Origin of the sequence: Aquimarina sp. AD10, assembly GCF_003443715.1 — a bacterium.
Classification (GTDB): domain Bacteria; phylum Bacteroidota; class Bacteroidia; order Flavobacteriales; family Flavobacteriaceae; genus Aquimarina; species Aquimarina aggregata.
This window is the reverse complement of the sequence record NZ_CP031965.1, coordinates 114,202-131,005: the sequence shown is the minus strand read 5'-3', so window position 1 is coordinate 131,005 and position 16,804 is coordinate 114,202. Positions and strand designations below refer to the sequence as shown.

11 protein-coding genes are annotated in these 16,804 nt (G+C 33.2%); all 11 read left to right on the top strand.

The window, feature by feature from the left end:
- The first annotated feature begins 154 nt into the window (after positions 1–154).
- The 11 genes from D1816_RS00495 (at position 155) to D1816_RS00445 (ending at position 16,782) form a co-directional block, all read left to right on the top strand.
- The gene (locus D1816_RS00495; RefSeq protein ID WP_118500780.1) at positions 155–1,444 is read left to right on the top strand and encodes a polysaccharide lyase family 7 protein; all 1,290 of its coding nucleotides are present in this window, start codon (positions 155–157) and stop codon (positions 1,442–1,444) included.
- A 183-nt stretch (positions 1,445–1,627) separates the two neighbouring features.
- Positions 1,628–2,341 (top strand): FadR/GntR family transcriptional regulator, encoded by a 714-nt coding sequence (locus D1816_RS00490; RefSeq protein WP_066311172.1) that lies wholly within the window; start codon positions 1,628–1,630, stop codon positions 2,339–2,341.
- Between the two features lie 210 nt (positions 2,342–2,551).
- Positions 2,552–4,891 carry a chondroitinase-B domain-containing protein gene (locus D1816_RS00485; protein WP_118500779.1) on the top strand — a complete coding sequence of 780 codons (2,340 nt, stop codon included), beginning with the start codon at positions 2,552–2,554 and terminating at the stop codon, positions 4,889–4,891.
- A gap of 2 nt (positions 4,892–4,893) precedes the next feature.
- Positions 4,894–7,173, top strand: coding sequence for a heparinase II/III family protein (locus D1816_RS00480; RefSeq protein WP_118500778.1), 2,280 nt, complete (start codon positions 4,894–4,896; stop codon positions 7,171–7,173).
- 26 nt (positions 7,174–7,199) lie between these two features.
- Positions 7,200–7,547 (top strand): cupin domain-containing protein, encoded by a 348-nt coding sequence (locus D1816_RS00475; protein WP_118500777.1) that lies wholly within the window; start codon positions 7,200–7,202, stop codon positions 7,545–7,547.
- Between the two features lie 480 nt (positions 7,548–8,027).
- Positions 8,028–11,156: a TonB-dependent receptor gene (locus D1816_RS00470; RefSeq protein ID WP_118500776.1), complete on the top strand. Its 3,129-nt coding sequence runs from the start codon at positions 8,028–8,030 to the stop codon at positions 11,154–11,156.
- A 19-nt stretch (positions 11,157–11,175) separates the two neighbouring features.
- The gene (locus D1816_RS00465; RefSeq protein ID WP_118506179.1) at positions 11,176–12,612 is read left to right on the top strand and encodes a RagB/SusD family nutrient uptake outer membrane protein; all 1,437 of its coding nucleotides are present in this window, start codon (positions 11,176–11,178) and stop codon (positions 12,610–12,612) included.
- Between the two features lie 17 nt (positions 12,613–12,629).
- The gene (locus D1816_RS00460; protein ID WP_118500775.1) at positions 12,630–13,628 is read left to right on the top strand and encodes a PKD domain-containing protein; all 999 of its coding nucleotides are present in this window, start codon (positions 12,630–12,632) and stop codon (positions 13,626–13,628) included.
- Between the two features lie 8 nt (positions 13,629–13,636).
- Entirely contained in the window at positions 13,637–14,530 is an 894-nt protein-coding gene (locus D1816_RS00455) for a polysaccharide lyase family 7 protein (RefSeq protein ID WP_118500774.1), read from the top strand.
- 233 nt (positions 14,531–14,763) lie between these two features.
- Positions 14,764–15,471, top strand: coding sequence for a FadR/GntR family transcriptional regulator (locus D1816_RS00450; RefSeq protein ID WP_066311183.1), 708 nt, complete (start codon positions 14,764–14,766; stop codon positions 15,469–15,471).
- A 48-nt stretch (positions 15,472–15,519) separates the two neighbouring features.
- Positions 15,520–16,782, top strand: a complete 1,263-nt coding sequence (locus D1816_RS00445) for an MFS transporter (protein WP_118500773.1) — start codon at positions 15,520–15,522, stop codon at positions 16,780–16,782.
- The last annotated feature ends 22 nt before the right edge of the window (positions 16,783–16,804 follow it).

Sequence of the window (16,804 nt, the reverse complement as noted above, 5' to 3'; positions counted from 1 at the left end):
ATAAATGTACTTTTCCCCTTATCACCTAACCATTAATTTCATAATTAATTAACTGTTTTTTAAACGAATAATCATTTTTTATTTGTAAAAATCAATAGATTATTATAAATTGGTCAACCAATTAGGGTATTAATAAAATTTTAACACAAACACTATGAAAAACTATCGCAAAACCCTGAGCTATTCATTCATTGCAATAACTCTAGGATTATTTACAAGTTGCACCACAGATATTGAATCGCTAGAACAACTTGAAAGCATTCAGAATTCAGATGCTAAAGCATCAGCTAGCAAACTCAATATTTCTTCGGTATCTGCAAATGGTGATGACGGTAACAGACCCAGTAATACTTTAGATGGCAATCTAAATACGCGCTGGTCTTCTAACGGGAGAACAGGGAAATACATTACTTATGATCTCGGTTCTTCAAAAAAAATATCAAGTGTAAAGCTAGCTTGGTTTAAAGGAGATCAAAGAAAAGCATATTTTAAAATACGCGTTGGTAATTCTACTTCTAATTTATTCACCGTAGTCGATAGAAAATCTCAGGGCAGCAGCGGATCGACTCGTCAACTAGAAACTTATAATTTTAATGAAGTTAGTGCTCGATATGTCCGCATTTCAGGCTTCGGAAACTCTAGTAATAGCTGGAACAGTTTGACCGAAACCGAGATTTATGGTTCGGGAGATGGCGATGGTGGCGGTGATGGCGGTGGCGACGGCGGTGGAAACACTCCTTATGATCTACTTGGGCTTAAAAATTGGAAATTAAATGGATTAAGCGGAACACCATCGAATAACAACTATGTAGATGCTATTCCAAATCTAAGCTCTTATACAAATAACAATTGGTTCTTTTTAGATAATAATTGGGCGATATTTCAAGTATGGGCAGGAAGTGATACTTCTTCAGGTTCAGGAAATCCAAGAATGGAGTTAAGAGAACTAACCGCAAACGGGAATAACAATATTTTCTGGGATGGTACAACTAGCAAAGAACATCGAATGAAATGGAAAGTAAGAGTAGATCGCTTACCTAGTTCAGGAAAAGTTTGTTTTGGACAAATACATGATAAGACCGACTTTTTTGACGATGTTATTAGAGTACAATGTCAAGGAAATGCAAATCAAACCAGTGGCAGTGTTAAATTAAGAATTAATGGATATGTTACAGAAGAACTCGAAGGTGGAGGTAAAACTGTTGGTAGTTTTAACCTAGGAGAAGAAATGTACTTTGAATTAACTTATAAAAATAGTGTTGTAAAATTATACGAACTTAATAGTAGTGGTAATAGAATAAAAACCATTTTTACTTCGCAAAAAGCTGCAGCCAAACAAAACTATTTTAAAGCAGGCAATTACTTACAATCGATGAAAGGAAAATCTTATAAAAGTTCTGATTTTGGTCGTGTAGGAATTAGCAAGTTAGAGGTATTTCATTAATCCTTCTTATATAGGATAAATACTATCCTAATGTCACAAAGCCGTCTGATTTATTTTTAGGCGGTTTCGTTTTTTTTACAAAAATTGAGGCTTTTTAAATTTATATTGATAATTTTAATATTATTTTCTTGGAAGAACAAGGTTCTTTCTTAAGAAAAATGATCTAAACAATTAAAATTTGATATGAAATTGAATGTTATTGACAACACTGAAAAACCCACTAAATCAAAAACTAGTCCAGAAGAAGTTATCATCTCTAAAATAAGAGAATTAATAGTATCTAAACAACTAGAACCTGGTGACAGACTTCCAGCAGAAAGAGATCTTGCTAAGAGATTTGGAGTAAGTCGAAATCAGTTGCGTCAAGCTATTCAACGATTAGAATTTTATGGCCTTGTTAAAAAGTACCCTCAGAGCGGTACTCGAGTTTCAAATATTGGTGTAACAGCACTTAACGGAATGATGTCTGATATCCTTCAATTGCAAAATCCGGATTTTAAATCTTTAGTAGAAACTAGGATAATTCTAGAAACTAATGCTGTAAGGATAGCAGCAACTCGACGAACAGAAAATCAAATCTATCAAATACAAAAAGCACATGAAGCCTATAGCGAAAAAGCAGTTAAAGGACTAGATGCTATAGAAGAAGATTTGATGTTTCACCTTAAACTAGCTGAGGCTAGTAATAACACAGTTATCAATTCTCTTATGCTGATTATTACTCCCGAAATAATCACACATTTTGTAAAAAACAAAGTTTGTAATAAAGAAGAGAACTACCTGCTAATTAAAGAACATCAGGATATAGTAGATGCTGTTAAAGAAAAAGATGTTGAAAAGGCAGTAGCGAATCTAAATAATCATTTCAAAGAATTACATAGATATTGTAATGAGTAAGAAATCAATACTCTTTCTTTTTTACAATAACAAATAATAAACAACCACTTCTTTTTGAAGTTACTATTAGGCAAAACAGTTTTTTTTGTCAAAAAAGTAGGTTCTTAACGTCTTTTTTAGACATTTCATCAAAAAAATAACGATACTTTATTTGATTATTGATTTATATTTTTATTTTTGGTTAACCAAATTGGTAAACCAGTTAATTTGATGAAAATAAAAATCCTTTTTTGTATACTATTAAGTATATCGTTCTATGCATGTAATAACAATGCATCAAAAAAAAACAATAGTATTATTAGCTCTGTTGATGCATTTAATGAAGCATTAAAAACTATACAACCCGGAGACTCTATTGTTTTGTCAAAAGGCATTTGGAAAGATGCAGAGTTATTATTTGAGGCTAAAGGAACTAAAGAAAAACCTATTACTCTAACTGTAGAAGAAAAAGGCGCAACAACTTTAGAAGGAGCGTCCTACCTAAGAATGGCCGGTGAATACTTAGTGGTAAGTGGATTGGTTTTTAAAAACGGCTTTACTCCTACTTCTGAAGTGATTTCATTTAAAAAAGATAAAAATAATTTTGCTTCAAATAGTCGTCTAACAGAATGTGTAATTGATAATTACAGTAATCCTGAAAGAAGAGAACAGGACTATTGGATTGGTATCTATGGAAAAAACAACAGAATAGATCACAATCATATCGAAGGAAAAAGCAATCTTGGAGTTACAATGGCTGTGCGCCTTAACTCAAAAGAATTTATTCAGAATCATCACCAAATAGATCATAATTACTTTGGTCCAAGACAAACCTTAGGCTCAAATGGTGGAGAAACACTCAGAATAGGAACAAGCCATCATTCCTTAAGCAATTCTAACACAATTGTTGAGCACAACTACTTTGATCGATGTGCCGGTGAATTAGAAATCATATCTAGCAAATCTTGCCAAAATACATATCGTAATAATGTATTTTTCGAATGCCGAGGAACCTTAACTATGCGTCATGGAAACGAAACCAATGTTAACAATAACGTGTTTATTGGTAACGGGGTACCAAGTACAGGTGGTATTCGTGTCATAAACGGAAAACAAACTGTAGAAAACAATTATGCAATAGGCCTTACAGGTTATCGTTTTGGAGGTGCATTAGTAGTAATGAATGGTGTTCCAAATTCACCATTAAACAGATACTTTCAAGTAAGTGATGCTAAAATTAAAAACAACACTTTTATTAATTGTGATTATATACAATTATGTGCAGGAAGTGATGCCGAACGTAGTGCAACACCTATTAATTCTGTAATGCATAACAATATTTTCTACAATGAAAATAAAGATGACTCATTTACAGTTTATGACGATATCACAGGTATTGATTTTCAAAACAACCTTATTAGCCCCAATACAAAAGGAATTTCAAAAAATGGATTCACAGCCACAAAGTTAGTGCTGCAAAAAAACAATTATGGTTTGTTAGCTCCAGAAGCTACTCCTACACCAGGTCTTGGCGCAATAATTAAAGGTGAGATTCCATCAAAAGAAACAACAGGTGCATCCTGGTACCCAAAAGTTAACAAAACAGCTTCCTTTAATTCTGGTAAAACAATACATGTTAAACCTGGTATAAATACATTATTTGATGCTGTAAAAAATTCTGCGCCTGGTGATATAATTAAACTAACAGCTCAAGATGGATATCTACAAACGAAAACGATTGAAATAAAACATCCTATTACAATATCAACTTCCTCAAAAAAATCAACTATTACTTTTGAAAAAAAATCATTGTTTGACATTCTAAATGGAGGAAGTTTGAAATTAAACAACCTTATTTTTGATGGAAAAGAAGCGCCAGATTATGCTGGAAATGCTGTGATTAGAACTAGTAAATATTCTATGAACAAAAATTACAAACTACTTATAGATAATTGTGATTTTAAAAATCTAAATATCAATCACTCATATGATGTTATAAAAGTATTCAAGAATACTATGGCCGATACAATTAGTATTACTAATGCTACATTTAAAAATATTACCGGTAATATACTCTCGTTAGATAAAGAAATTGGCGAAAATGGGATTTTTAATGCAGAATTTGTAATCCTAAAAAACAATGTATTTTCCAATATTGATGGTGCTGTATTAAATTTGGTTAGAGATGGCCGTGATGAAAGTACATTTGGACCATTTCTTACTTTCGATCATAATGTTTTGGACAATGTTGGTCATGGTAAACGAAATAAAAACAAAAAATCTATTTCTTTAGTGGGAGTACAAAATGCCATTATAAAAAATAGCATTTTTAATAATAGTAAAGGTATTCAAATGCACTTAGTAGTAGGCGGTCCTATTGCTAAGGTTCATCATACAAACTTTTTTAAATCTGAGAAAGTAGTAGTTACAGGAGATCAAAAATATGAAATAGGAACCATCTGGTCTTTAGATCCAAAGTTCGAAAATATGGAGACTTACTCCCTCACGAACAACTCTGAATTAACCAACAAAGGAGATGATAATTTAGATATCGGAATACTAAAAAAATAACTATGTCAAGATCAATCACACAATCGTCATCTTTTATAAATTTTTATTACTCTTTTTTTGTTGTTTTCTATATCGCCTTCTCTATACATGCTAATGCACAAGAACATCCCAATTTAATATTAACAAAAAGCGGAGTTGAAACTATTAAAAAACAATTAGGGACTATCCCAATTTTTGATACAACATTAAACAAGGTAAAAAACGCCATTGATCAAGAAATCGCTTCTGGCATACATGTACCTATTCCTAAAGACATGGCTGGGGGATATACACATGACAGGCATAAAAAAAACTGGATAACCCTGCAACAAGCTGGCGTATTATACCAACTTTTAGCTGATGATAAATACGCTAAATATGTTCATGATGTTCTAAAGGAGTATGCAAAAATATACCCTACCCTACCCTTACACCCACAAACAAGATCTTATGCAAGAGGGAAAATATTTTGGCAATGCTTAAATGATTCTAATTGGTTAGTCTATGTAAGTCAAGCTTATGACTGTATTTATGATTACTTATCAAAAAAGGAACGTGATAATTTAGAGAAAAACCTGTTCATCCCGTACGCTAATTTTTTATCAGAAGGAAGTCCACAATTCTTTAATAGAATTCACAATCATAGTACATGGGGCAATGTAGCGGTAGGAATGATTGGGTTGGTTATGGATAATCAAGAATTAATTGATCGTGCATTATATGGGTTAAAAAGTGACAACATTGATCCCAATCAAAAAGACAATGATGGCGGTTTTATTAAAACTAAGGGTCAAAAGACAGGCTTCTTAGCTAATTTAGACGAGCCTTTCTCTCCAGACGGATATTATACTGAAGGTCCATACTACCAAAGGTATGCGATGTATCCATTTATGATTTTTGCAGAAGCGCTACAAAATAAAAAACCCGAGTTAAAAATATTTGAATATAAAAACGGGGTACTAATAAAGGCTGTTTACGCATTGTTAAACTTAACAAACGCTAATGGTGAATTTTTTCCTTTAAATGACGGACAGAAAGGAATGTCTTACTATTCTAGAGAATTGGTATCAGCGGTAAATATTGCTTATCATTTTGGAGGAAACGACCCTTCTCTTCTTAGTATTGCAAAGCAACAAAATAAAATACAATTAGATGACACAGGACTCTCTGTAGCCCTAGGTATACAACAAAAAAAAGCAAAACCTTTTATCAAAAAATCTATAGAACTTAGAGATGGGTCAGATGGCACTCAAGGTAGTGTAGGAATTCTTCGTTCTAAAAATCAACAATTTGGCTTAGTAATGAAATATACCGCCCAAGGCTTAAGTCATGGACATTATGATAAATTATCATTTTCGTATTACAATAAAGGAAATGAAATACTGCAAGATTATGGGCTTGCTCGATTTGTAAACATCGAACAGAAAAATGGTGGAGGCTACCTTAAAGAAAATAAAACTTGGGCTAAACAAAGTATCGCTCATAACACTATTATCCAAGACGAAATCTCACATTTTGAAGGTAAATTTAAAATTGGAAGTACGCATCACTCAGAAAAATATCTTTTTGATGTATCAAACCTAAAACTCCAAATTGTAAGTGCAAAAGAAGACAATGCATACCCAGGTACAAATCTTCATAGAACCATGCTCGTACTAGAGGATAATGATTTTGAAAATCCACTAGTAATTGATGTTATGCAATTTAAATCTAAGACTACTCATCAATTCGATCTGCCTTTTTACTATAATGGACAAATCATTGATACTAATTTCGAATACTCAAGTCCCGAAACACTAACTAAAGTAGGCGAAAAAAATGGGTATCAACATCTATGGTTGGAAGGAAAAAGTATATTGAAAGAAGAAAGAACACTTCAAACTACATGGAAGGCAAATCAAACATTTTATACCTTATCAACATTAGCAAAACAAAATGATGAATTTTTATTTACAAGGATTGGAGCCAATGACCCGAACTTCAACTTAAGAAGAGACCCTTCATTCCTCATAAGAAAACCTAAACAAGAAGAAGGTGTTTTTATTAGTGTTGTAGAAGCCCACGGATCATATAACTATGTTACCGAGATAGCAAATAATGCGCATAGTAACATTAAAAAAATTACAAAAAACAGTACCAAAAATAAGAACTATGTTTCTTGGTCTATACTTACTAAAGAAGACAAAAAACATACTTTCGTTCTATGCACCACGGATTCAAATAACAAAACATCACACACAATTACTATAAATGGAAAACCCTTTTCTTGGGTTGGCCCTTACACACATAACAAGGAAAATTAATTTTATATTTTTTAACACTTATCACAATGGAAAGTTTTGGATCGAGTAAAGAATTTATCATCGGAGATGACATTAAATGGGAAACAGTTGGCGAAGGAGTACAACGACAAATTATGGGTTATGATGATAAAATAATGTTAGTACATGTCAAATTCGAAAAAGGATCGATAGGCCCTATTCATGATCATCACCACTCTCAAGTTACCTACGTACAAAATGGCCAATTTGAAGTTAGTATCAATGGTGAAAAAAAAGTACTTAAAGGTGGAGACTGTTTCTATATTCCCCCACATGCACCACACGGAGCAGTATGTCTAGAGGCCGGAGTACTTATAGATGTTTTTAGCCCTATACGAGAAGATTTTATGCAATAAAGAAAGTGTACAAAACATTTGTTTAGTAGTATAATATCAATATGATAATATTTTAATAGTCAGAATAGATACTTCGGAAATTTTAACATTAAAACTTAGTATATTTTTTTATTTAACATTAAAATAACATATATTTGGTAAACCAATTTGGTTACCCAATTTGGTTTACCAATAAAAACACTCTAACACTTTTAAACATGAAATCAAAAAACAAACAAATGAAACTTATTTTTTATTAAAAAGAAAAAAGGACAGGCGCACACCTATCCTTTCAAATTACTTCTTTTAGGAGGGAAGTAAAATTAACATGCATGCACTAAATTAATTGCACATCACTCTACAAAAATACGAAATTTCGTTTAAATGGTGATGGCTTTGTAATTAATAAAATGGGGAGAATCAAGAGCACTACAGTGTTTATTCTTCATTAAGATATTTAAACAATATCAAATTAAATTGTAGGAACATAACATTATCAAGATGAATTTAAAAATTAAACTAATTTTTACCGTCCTAATTTTATTCCAATTTTCTTTGTTGGCCCAGGACAATACGCTGACAGTTTCTGGTAAAATCACAGATGGAAAAGAAGGAATACCTTTACCTGGTGTAAACATTCTCGTTAAAGGAACGAGTCAAGGTACTTCAAGTGATTTTGACGGTAATTACTCAATCAAAGTAAAGGAAGGAGATATTCTCGAGTACCTATACGTTGGGTTTAAAACACAGACAGTTACAGCTACAGCCAGTAAAACTGTTATAGATATCGTATTACAAGAAGACGCTGCAGAACTTGAACAAGTTGTAGTAATAGGTTACGGTACACAGAAAAAATCCTTACTTACTGGGGCTATTTCAAAAGTAGTTAATGAAGATTTAGATCAAATTGCAGTATCTAGGGTAGATGAAGCCTTGATTGGTCAGGTTTCTGGGGTAAATATCAGAACCTCTGAAGGTGAAGCTGGTTCTGCACCTACGATTCGTATTCGAGGGGTTGGATCAATAACTTCAAATAACGGACCTTTAGTAGTAGTGGATGGTGCTGTTGTTGATTCTGACTTTTTGACCAACTTAGACATGAACAATGTAGAGTCTTTCGAAGTACTTAAAGATGCTGCCTCTGCCGCTATTTTTGGTTCTAGAGGTTCTAATGGTGTAATTCAAATAACAACCAAACAGGGTAAAGAAGGTAAGGCAAGATTTACATATAATACGTTTACAGGGATTAAAGAAGGTAGACGAAGCGATGCGTATGACATTGATTTTGAAGCTGAATTAGAACGAGAAAGACAAATAACAGGTGGACTTTCTTTAGGAAGTCAATTTAGACAATTAATAAACGCTGAAAATGACTGGCAAGATATCGTTATAGACGGAGGAGTAATTCAAAGCCATAGTTTTAGCGTACGAGGAGGTACTAAAAAAACAAAATACAATGTTAACTTAAGTTACGTTAATGATGATGGTGTATTGTTAACAGATAGTTTTGAAAGATATCAGGCACAACTTAAAATTAACACACAAGTTACTGATAAGTTAAAGATAGGAACTAGTTTTTCTCCTTCTTACTCAAAAAGAAGACGTTTTAGTGCTACTGGTGTATATGATGTTGTACGACAACCTTCTTGGGTACCAACTCGTTTAAATGAATCTAATATAGGTTTTGTTAATCGCGTTCGTGACGGAGGTAGATACGCTGATGCCCAAATTGGAGACTATGTATTACAAAGAATGTTTGATGATTATCAATATCCTGCAGGGGCAACAAGTATTTTTGATGCTGCCGGTAATTTTCAAGGAATACCAGTCACTAGCGGGGTAGATATTAGTAATACAAGTAATATAAATCCATTAGCAAAATTACTCGAACGTCAACGTTTCGAAAATAGATATAATTTTTACGGAAGTTTATTTGCAGACTATAAATTTACTAATGACCTAAGTTTTAAGTCAACATTTACCGCTACTTATGAAAACAGAATAAATACTGATTATCGCGGTATTAACTCTTCAAGACAAGGTGCATCTCGTGCAACTGCTTCTTATGATACTCGTAGTAGATATGCTCTAATTTCCGATAATATTTTAAGCTTTAACAAAACAATAGGTAAACATTCAATAAATGCAATTGCTGGTATTTCTCTGGAAAACAGATTTTTTGAAGAGTCGCAAATAGAGACTAGTGGATTTACCTCGGACTTAATCCCTAATGTTGGAGGTGGGTCAATCATTAATGATGCAACTGCCTTTGACTATGAAAACTTCTTAAATGGATTTTTAGGTAGGGTTATTTATTCTTATGACGACAAATATTTATTTAATGCAAGTATACGACGAGATGGTAGTTCTATTTTTGGACGAGATGTAAAATATGGTAACTTCCCAGCATTATCAGCTGGTTGGGTTGTTTCAAATGAAAGATTCATGGAAAATGTGGATTGGATTAATCAACTTAAGCTTCGTGTTAGTTGGGGTGTTACAGGTACAAATGCACTTAATACAGGTTCTTTCTTAACCGATAACTACCCTTCTCTTGCTTTATTACAACCATCTAGTGGTGTTGTTGATGGTGCTATAACAAATGGGTTTAATCCTGCTAATATTCCTAATGCCCTTTTGCAATGGGAACAATCAGAAGAAATTAATCCAGGAATTGATTTTGGATTCTTTAACAACAGAATTTCTGGTTCATTCGATTATTACAAAAGAACTAGTGACGAATTACTGATTGATAATCCCGTGGCAGGAACTACAGGTTTTACTTCAGCTTTAGTCAATATAGGTAAAGTTGAAAATGAAGGGTTCGAAGTAGAATTACGTACAAGAATTATAAGTACCGAAAAATTTAGATGGGAAGCAACTCTAATCGGATCTTTTAATGAAAATACTTTGGTAGACTTTGGAGACTCTAACGGTCAGGTGGTTAACACAAATGACGGTAGTAGATTGGTCGAATGGATCAACCAAGTAGGACAGCCTATCTCATCTTTCTATGGGTATGTATATGATGGTGATATTCCATTTGAATCTCTAAATGACCCTTTTAGACAAGTAGGTAACAGAACTCAATTCGCATATGCTAAAGATTTGAATGGCGATGGTCTGATAGACGAAGATGATAAAACTATTTTAGGTGACCCTTATCCAGATTTAATTTGGAGTTTAGGTAATAGTTTTAAGTTTGGAAACATGGATTTTAGTTTCTTGTTTCAAGGAAGTCATGGAGCCAAAACTTATAATTTAGGAGATCAATATGTTTTTGACTTTTTTAATAGCAACACTGTAGATTTCGATAGAAACAACACACCAAATCAAGAGTTTCTTGTGCAACGTATATTTACAGACCAATTGGTACAAAACGCAGGTTATCTAGCTTTGCGTACAGTAAGTTTGGGATTCAATTTTCCTAAAGACATCACTTCTAATTTAAAGTTGAGCAATCTAAGGTTATATGCTACTGGCCAGAACCTATTATTTATCACAGCCGATGATTATACAGGTTGGAATCCAGAACATGTGCGTCAACTAACACCATTAACCTTTGGTTATCAAAGAGGAGGTACGCCAATACAGCAAACAATAACCTTAGGAGTAAATGTTGAATTTTAACATCCAAAAAACAAAACTTATGAAACGAATAAAAATATATTCATTGTTTTGCTTGACTGTTCTCTTATGGTCATGCGATTTAGATACGGTGCCAACCTCTGCTGTTGTTATTGATAATTTTTTCAATAATGATGAAGAAATAACAGCAGGTATCATCAACATCTATGATGGTTTGCAGGGTAGCAACCCTTTGGAAGGTGATGGTGGTTTTAATAATCCACATTTAGCTATTCAAATTGAATATCAGATGGCTGAGACTTTAAGTGATAATTCAAGAACAAAAAGTGGATCTCCTCAAGGTTTCGATTTTGAGACATTCACAGTTACACCACAAACGGCTGCAGTAATTACATATTATAGAAGTATGTACAATATTATTTTTAGAGCCAATTTGGTTCTTGAAAATTTACAAAATGCGTCAAGTGAAAATGCAAATAAATTTGAAGCTGAAGCACGTTTTTTGAGAGCATATGCTTATTTCAATTTGGTTCGTTTTTATGGTGATGTTCCATTAGTAGACAGAGTTATTGGTCCTGAGGAAACAGAGATTGCTTTTACAAGGGTTAATGAAACTGAAGTTTATGAGTTAATTGTAGGTGACCTTCAGTTTGCTGTGGCTAGTGATTTAGATAACAATTCTAGAACAAGAGTATCAAAGGCCGCTGCTCAAACCTTTCTTGCCAAAGTATATCTTACTCAAGGAACAAATTATTTAGATGCTCAACGTCTGCTAGAAACTGTAATTGCAAGTGGTGATTATAGTCTTGAATCCGATTTTTCAGATATTTTCTACAACGAAGCCAATAACGAAACAATATTTGCTATCGGTTTTGGAAATGATATAGTAAATGATAGTCAAGGTTTTTCTGCAGAATTTTTAGATGCCGTAGGTCGAGGTACAGGTTCAAATTATGCAACAGCAGAGCTTGTAGCTGCTTTTGCTTCTTTTGGTGGTAACAGAGGACAATTTACGTTTAGAGAAGATCCAGGAAACCCAGGTCTATTCCAAACTGTAAAATTCTTACCAATAGTCGACGAAAATTTAGGTTTACCAACAAATCCGCCTTCTAATCCTAGAATTGCTGGTAATGACTGGATTGTAACACGATACGCAGACGTATTATTACTACATGTTGAAGCTATTCTTGCTGGCGGTCTAGAAACTAGTGCTCCTGCCGCAATTGCATCTTTTCAAGCTGTTAGAGAAAGAGCAGGAATAACTGACCCTATCACCAGTATAACCAAGCAAGAATTAATGGATGAAAGACGTGTAGAATTAGCTTTTGAAAATCATCGATTCTTAGATTTAAAACGTTTTGGAGTGGCACAAGAAGTTTTATCTGCCTTTTCAACATCAAATAATTTCGAATTTCAGGCTACGGATTTATTACTACCCATTCCTGGTGCAGAAATTGCTATTAGTCAAGGATTGTTAAAACAAAACCCAGGGTATTAAAAATAAAATATAACGTTATGAGAAAAATAGTTTTAAACTACAGATTGATATCAAAAACCCCTATAGTTACGCTTTTGGTTTTTTTGATGGTATTTATCTCTTGCGATTTTGTAGACGAATTGCCCGAGGCAAATTCCATCGCAGATGAAACACCACCTAACGCCTTCTTTACTTTTACAAATGGGGTAGAAATTGAAACCTTTACCCAAGTAACTTTTGCTAATCAATCCGATAATGCTACGAATTACAGCTGGGATTTAGGTGATGGAAATACTTCGACCGAAATAGATCCAATGAATACCTATCCAGGAGAAGGTTCTTATACTGTTACATTAACGGTTACAGATGCATTAAATCAAACCTCTACCTATTCTGAAACAATAGAGTTGATTGAGCCAGATGCTCCTGCAGTCCCAGATCCTGTATTATTAAATGCTGAATTTAATAGACTGCCCAAATCCTCAGGTTCTGATTGCACTTGTTCGGGTTGGATTAACAAGAGTATTGGAGATCAAGGAGAATCTAGTAGCGGTAATGGTTCTGATGTTATCAAATTTGATAATAATGAGCCTGATCATGCGTATCAAGAGTTTGCAGTTACTCCAAATGCAGATTATAGAATTGAAATCCCTATTCGTTTCCAATCAGATCAAACTGGAGATATGCCAAGTCAGTTAGAAGTAAGAGTTTTAGCTGGAGAAGGTTATATAGATGGGTATACACCTATGTATTTCGAAGAAACTGCTCTAATCCCACAAGATGACTTTGGTTATACTTCGGTAGCGCAAACTGAGGAAGCTGCTAATAATTTATTAGTTGAGACTTTGGATAATGTAAACACATCTGAATATCGTGTTTTCACCTTCTTCTTTAATTCGGGTGCAAATGATAGTGTAGCTCTATTTATTAGAGGTATCGGAGGTCCTGCTACTGGCGGTGGCGGAGGTGACTTTGGATATAATAGTGGAGACGAAGAAATACGTGTTGATTCTGTAACTATTACAGCTGTTAATTAAATTATACAATGAAAAACATTCAAAAAAGTATATTATCATTTTTTGTAATAGTATTTCTATCTGCAAATGCTACTTGCCAAATTCAGGCAAGTAGCGTTACAGATTCGAATGTTAAAAAGGAAAAAAGAAAAAAGAAAAAGAAGTATCGGTTACCCAAAATAGATTTAAGTCATTGGAAAGTTACTCTGCCTATCGGAAAACCCGATGAAGTTAAGCCTCCAGAAATATTGGATTATGCAAACAATGATGTACTTAAAAAATACATGTATAATGACTCGATAGATGGTTCATTGGTTTTTTATGCTTTTCCTGGTTCTAAAACTGCTAACACCAAATATTCTCGATCAGAATTACGAGAGCAAATGGTGCCTGGTGATAATAATGTGAATTGGACTTTTGAACAAGGAGGTGTAATGAGAGGAAAACTTAAAATGGGCGAAATTTCCAAAGATAAAAACGGAAAATATCATAAGACTATTATTATGCAAATCCATGGTAGGTTAACAAATGAACAGCGTGACCTTATTGGACAAAAAGATAACAATGCCCCACCGATATTAAAAATCTATTGGAAAGAAGGGAAAATTAGAGTAAAAACAAAAGTACTGAAAAACCCAGCGGCATCAGAAACCGAAATTTTGCAAACAGATGCCTGGACAGATGACAAAGGATATACTTTTAAAGAAAAAGTAGGCTTTAAAAAATTCATCTTAGAAGTAAAAGTATCAAAAGGTAAAATGGTGGTTTCACTTAACGATAATGAATTTGCTGTTTATAAAGACATCAACATCAAAAGATGGGGAGTTTTTGAAAACTATTTTAAAGCAGGAAATTATCTCGGAACAAAAAACAAAGATGCTTTTGCACGAGTGAAATTTTATGATTTAAAAGTCAATCATTAAATCTTGGGCACAATAACCCATGTTCATGAATCAATATGAAGTTTGAATTAGTCAATAATTAGGTTCTGTTAACCCTATTTATAGGGTTAGCAAAATCTATAAAACACCCAAAATAAGTTGTTTAATAATCGAATAAAGTACTTATTATTTAATTTTTTTTAATAATAAATATTTTTATAAATTTGGCAAACCAATCTGGTTAACCAATTTATCTGATATACATCATATCCACTATGAAGCTAGAAATATTATCAAAAAATGAGAATCAGGAAATCCAGAAGGGAATTATCTCTAAATTAAGGGATTTGATAAATTACAAAAATCTAGAACCTGGTGACAAATTACCTTCAGAAAGGTCTTTATCAGAAAAATTTGAAGTAAGCAGAAGTAATATTAGAGAAGCTATACAAAAATTAGAGTTTTATGGTCTTTTAAATACTATACCGCAAAGCGGAACTTTTCTTGCTAACATAGGGGTAATAGCTATGAATGGTATGATAGAAGATATTTTAAGACTAGATGAACCCGACTTTAAATCTCTAGTAGAAACAAGAATTTTATTAGAGTTAAAAACCGCAAGGTTAGCCGCTTTAAGAAGAACCGATGATGACTTGCAATTACTTAAACAAGCACTTGATGCATACACCCTTAAAGTAGAATCAGGAGAAGATGCTGTACAAGAAGATTTGCTATTCCATTTAGCTATCGCAAAAGCGAGTCATAATACAAGTATGAATGCATTTATGTTACATATAACTCCAGAAATTATTACAAATTTCGAAACATATCATGTCTGTGATGGAAATCAAGCATTCTTAGGTATTCAGGAGCATAGAGATATTTTTGATGCCATAAAAAATAAAGACCCTAAGCTAGCCAAAGAAAAAATGAAAAAACATTTCAAAGTACTATACCAATATTGTTATAATAAAAATGTCTAATTACTATCAAATATCATACTCTAATAAACACAAACACTCAAAATCAGGATGAAACTAAAAGGATTACGTTGGTGGATAATAGGCCTTGTCTGTTTAGCTACAATAATAAATTATATAGATAGATCTGCGCTTGGAATAATGTGGCCAGAAATGAAAAAAGATCTTGGTCTAACAGAAGAAGATTACGCTTGGATTATTAACATATTTACGATCACCTATTCTGCAGGTAAGTTTATTTCGGGTAAAATATATGATAAAGTAGGTACCAAAATTGGTTTTGTATTATCGATTTTCTTTTGGTCATTAGCTTCTTTACTTCACTTCTTTGCTAGAGGATTAGTTTCTCTGGGAATTTATCGAGGTATTTTAGGTGTATCTGAAGCTGGTAATTGGCCAGGGGCAGTTAAAAACAACGCAGAATGGTTTCCTATTAAGGAGAGAGCTATTGCCCAAGGTATTTTTAATGCCGGTGCCGCTATCGGTTCTATAGTAGCCGCTCCAACAATTGCCGAATTGTTTGAAGGTTATGGCTGGAGATGGACATTTATAATTATCGGAGTATTAGGATTTTTATGGATTATACCTTGGTTAATTTTCAATAAAGCACAACCTAAAAAACACCCGTGGATAACAAAAGAAGAGAAACTATTAATTACTTCTGGACAACCAGAACTTAATCAAGAAGACGAAAATCAAAAAGGATTGCCTCTTTCTAAAATACTTGGGTTTAAAGAAGTATGGGGTGTATTAGCTTCAAGATTCTTTATTGAACCAATATGGTGGTTATTTGTTTTCTGGATGCCTATTTATCTAAATAAAGAATACGGATTTAATGTAAAAGAAATAGGGTATTATGCATGGTTTCCATATGTAGGTGCAGCCATCGGTAGTATTGTAGGTGGATGGTACGCTCAAAGGTTAATGAAATCTAAGACTGTTGACAGCGCGAGAAAAAAGGTAATCGCTATTGGATGTGCAATCATATTCGTAGCAATAATTGGAGCAATACTATTTGCAGATACACCAGAAAAATTTGTGTCTTTTGTATTTGTGGTATTATTTGGGTTCCAGTTTTCTATTAGTAATATACAAACACTATCAAGTGATCTTTTAAAAAGTAAATCAGTAGGCTCTCTAGCGGGTTTGGCTGGAACAATCGGTGCTATATCTGTGGTTATTATGAATTATTTAATTCCAAAAATAACAACAGTGTCATATACTCCAGCTTTTGTTATTCTGGCTGTATTGGCACCATTAGCAGCATTATCAATATTTGTTTTAATAAAAGAGATAAAACCATTAGAAAAGTAATCAATTAAACATAAACTTAAAA

Excerpts from the sequence above, each read along its gene's own strand:
- D1816_RS00485 (WP_118500779.1), top strand. The coding sequence starts at position 2,552 with ATGAAAATAAAAATCCTTTTTTGTATACTATTAAGTATATCGTTCTAT.
- D1816_RS00495 (WP_118500780.1), top strand. The coding sequence starts at position 155 with ATGAAAAACTATCGCAAAACCCTGAGCTATTCATTCATTGCAATAACT.
- D1816_RS00450 (WP_066311183.1), top strand. The coding sequence starts at position 14,764 with ATGAAGCTAGAAATATTATCAAAAAATGAGAATCAGGAAATCCAGAAG.
- D1816_RS00475 (WP_118500777.1), top strand. The coding sequence starts at position 7,200 with ATGGAAAGTTTTGGATCGAGTAAAGAATTTATCATCGGAGATGACATT.
- D1816_RS00465 (WP_118506179.1), top strand. The coding sequence starts at position 11,176 with ATGAAACGAATAAAAATATATTCATTGTTTTGCTTGACTGTTCTCTTA.
- D1816_RS00480 (WP_118500778.1), top strand. The coding sequence starts at position 4,894 with ATGTCAAGATCAATCACACAATCGTCATCTTTTATAAATTTTTATTAC.
- D1816_RS00490 (WP_066311172.1), top strand. The coding sequence starts at position 1,628 with ATGAAATTGAATGTTATTGACAACACTGAAAAACCCACTAAATCAAAA.
- D1816_RS00445 (WP_118500773.1), top strand. The coding sequence starts at position 15,520 with ATGAAACTAAAAGGATTACGTTGGTGGATAATAGGCCTTGTCTGTTTA.
- D1816_RS00470 (WP_118500776.1), top strand. The coding sequence starts at position 8,028 with ATGAATTTAAAAATTAAACTAATTTTTACCGTCCTAATTTTATTCCAA.
- D1816_RS00455 (WP_118500774.1), top strand. The coding sequence starts at position 13,637 with ATGAAAAACATTCAAAAAAGTATATTATCATTTTTTGTAATAGTATTT.
- D1816_RS00460 (WP_118500775.1), top strand. The coding sequence starts at position 12,630 with ATGAGAAAAATAGTTTTAAACTACAGATTGATATCAAAAACCCCTATA.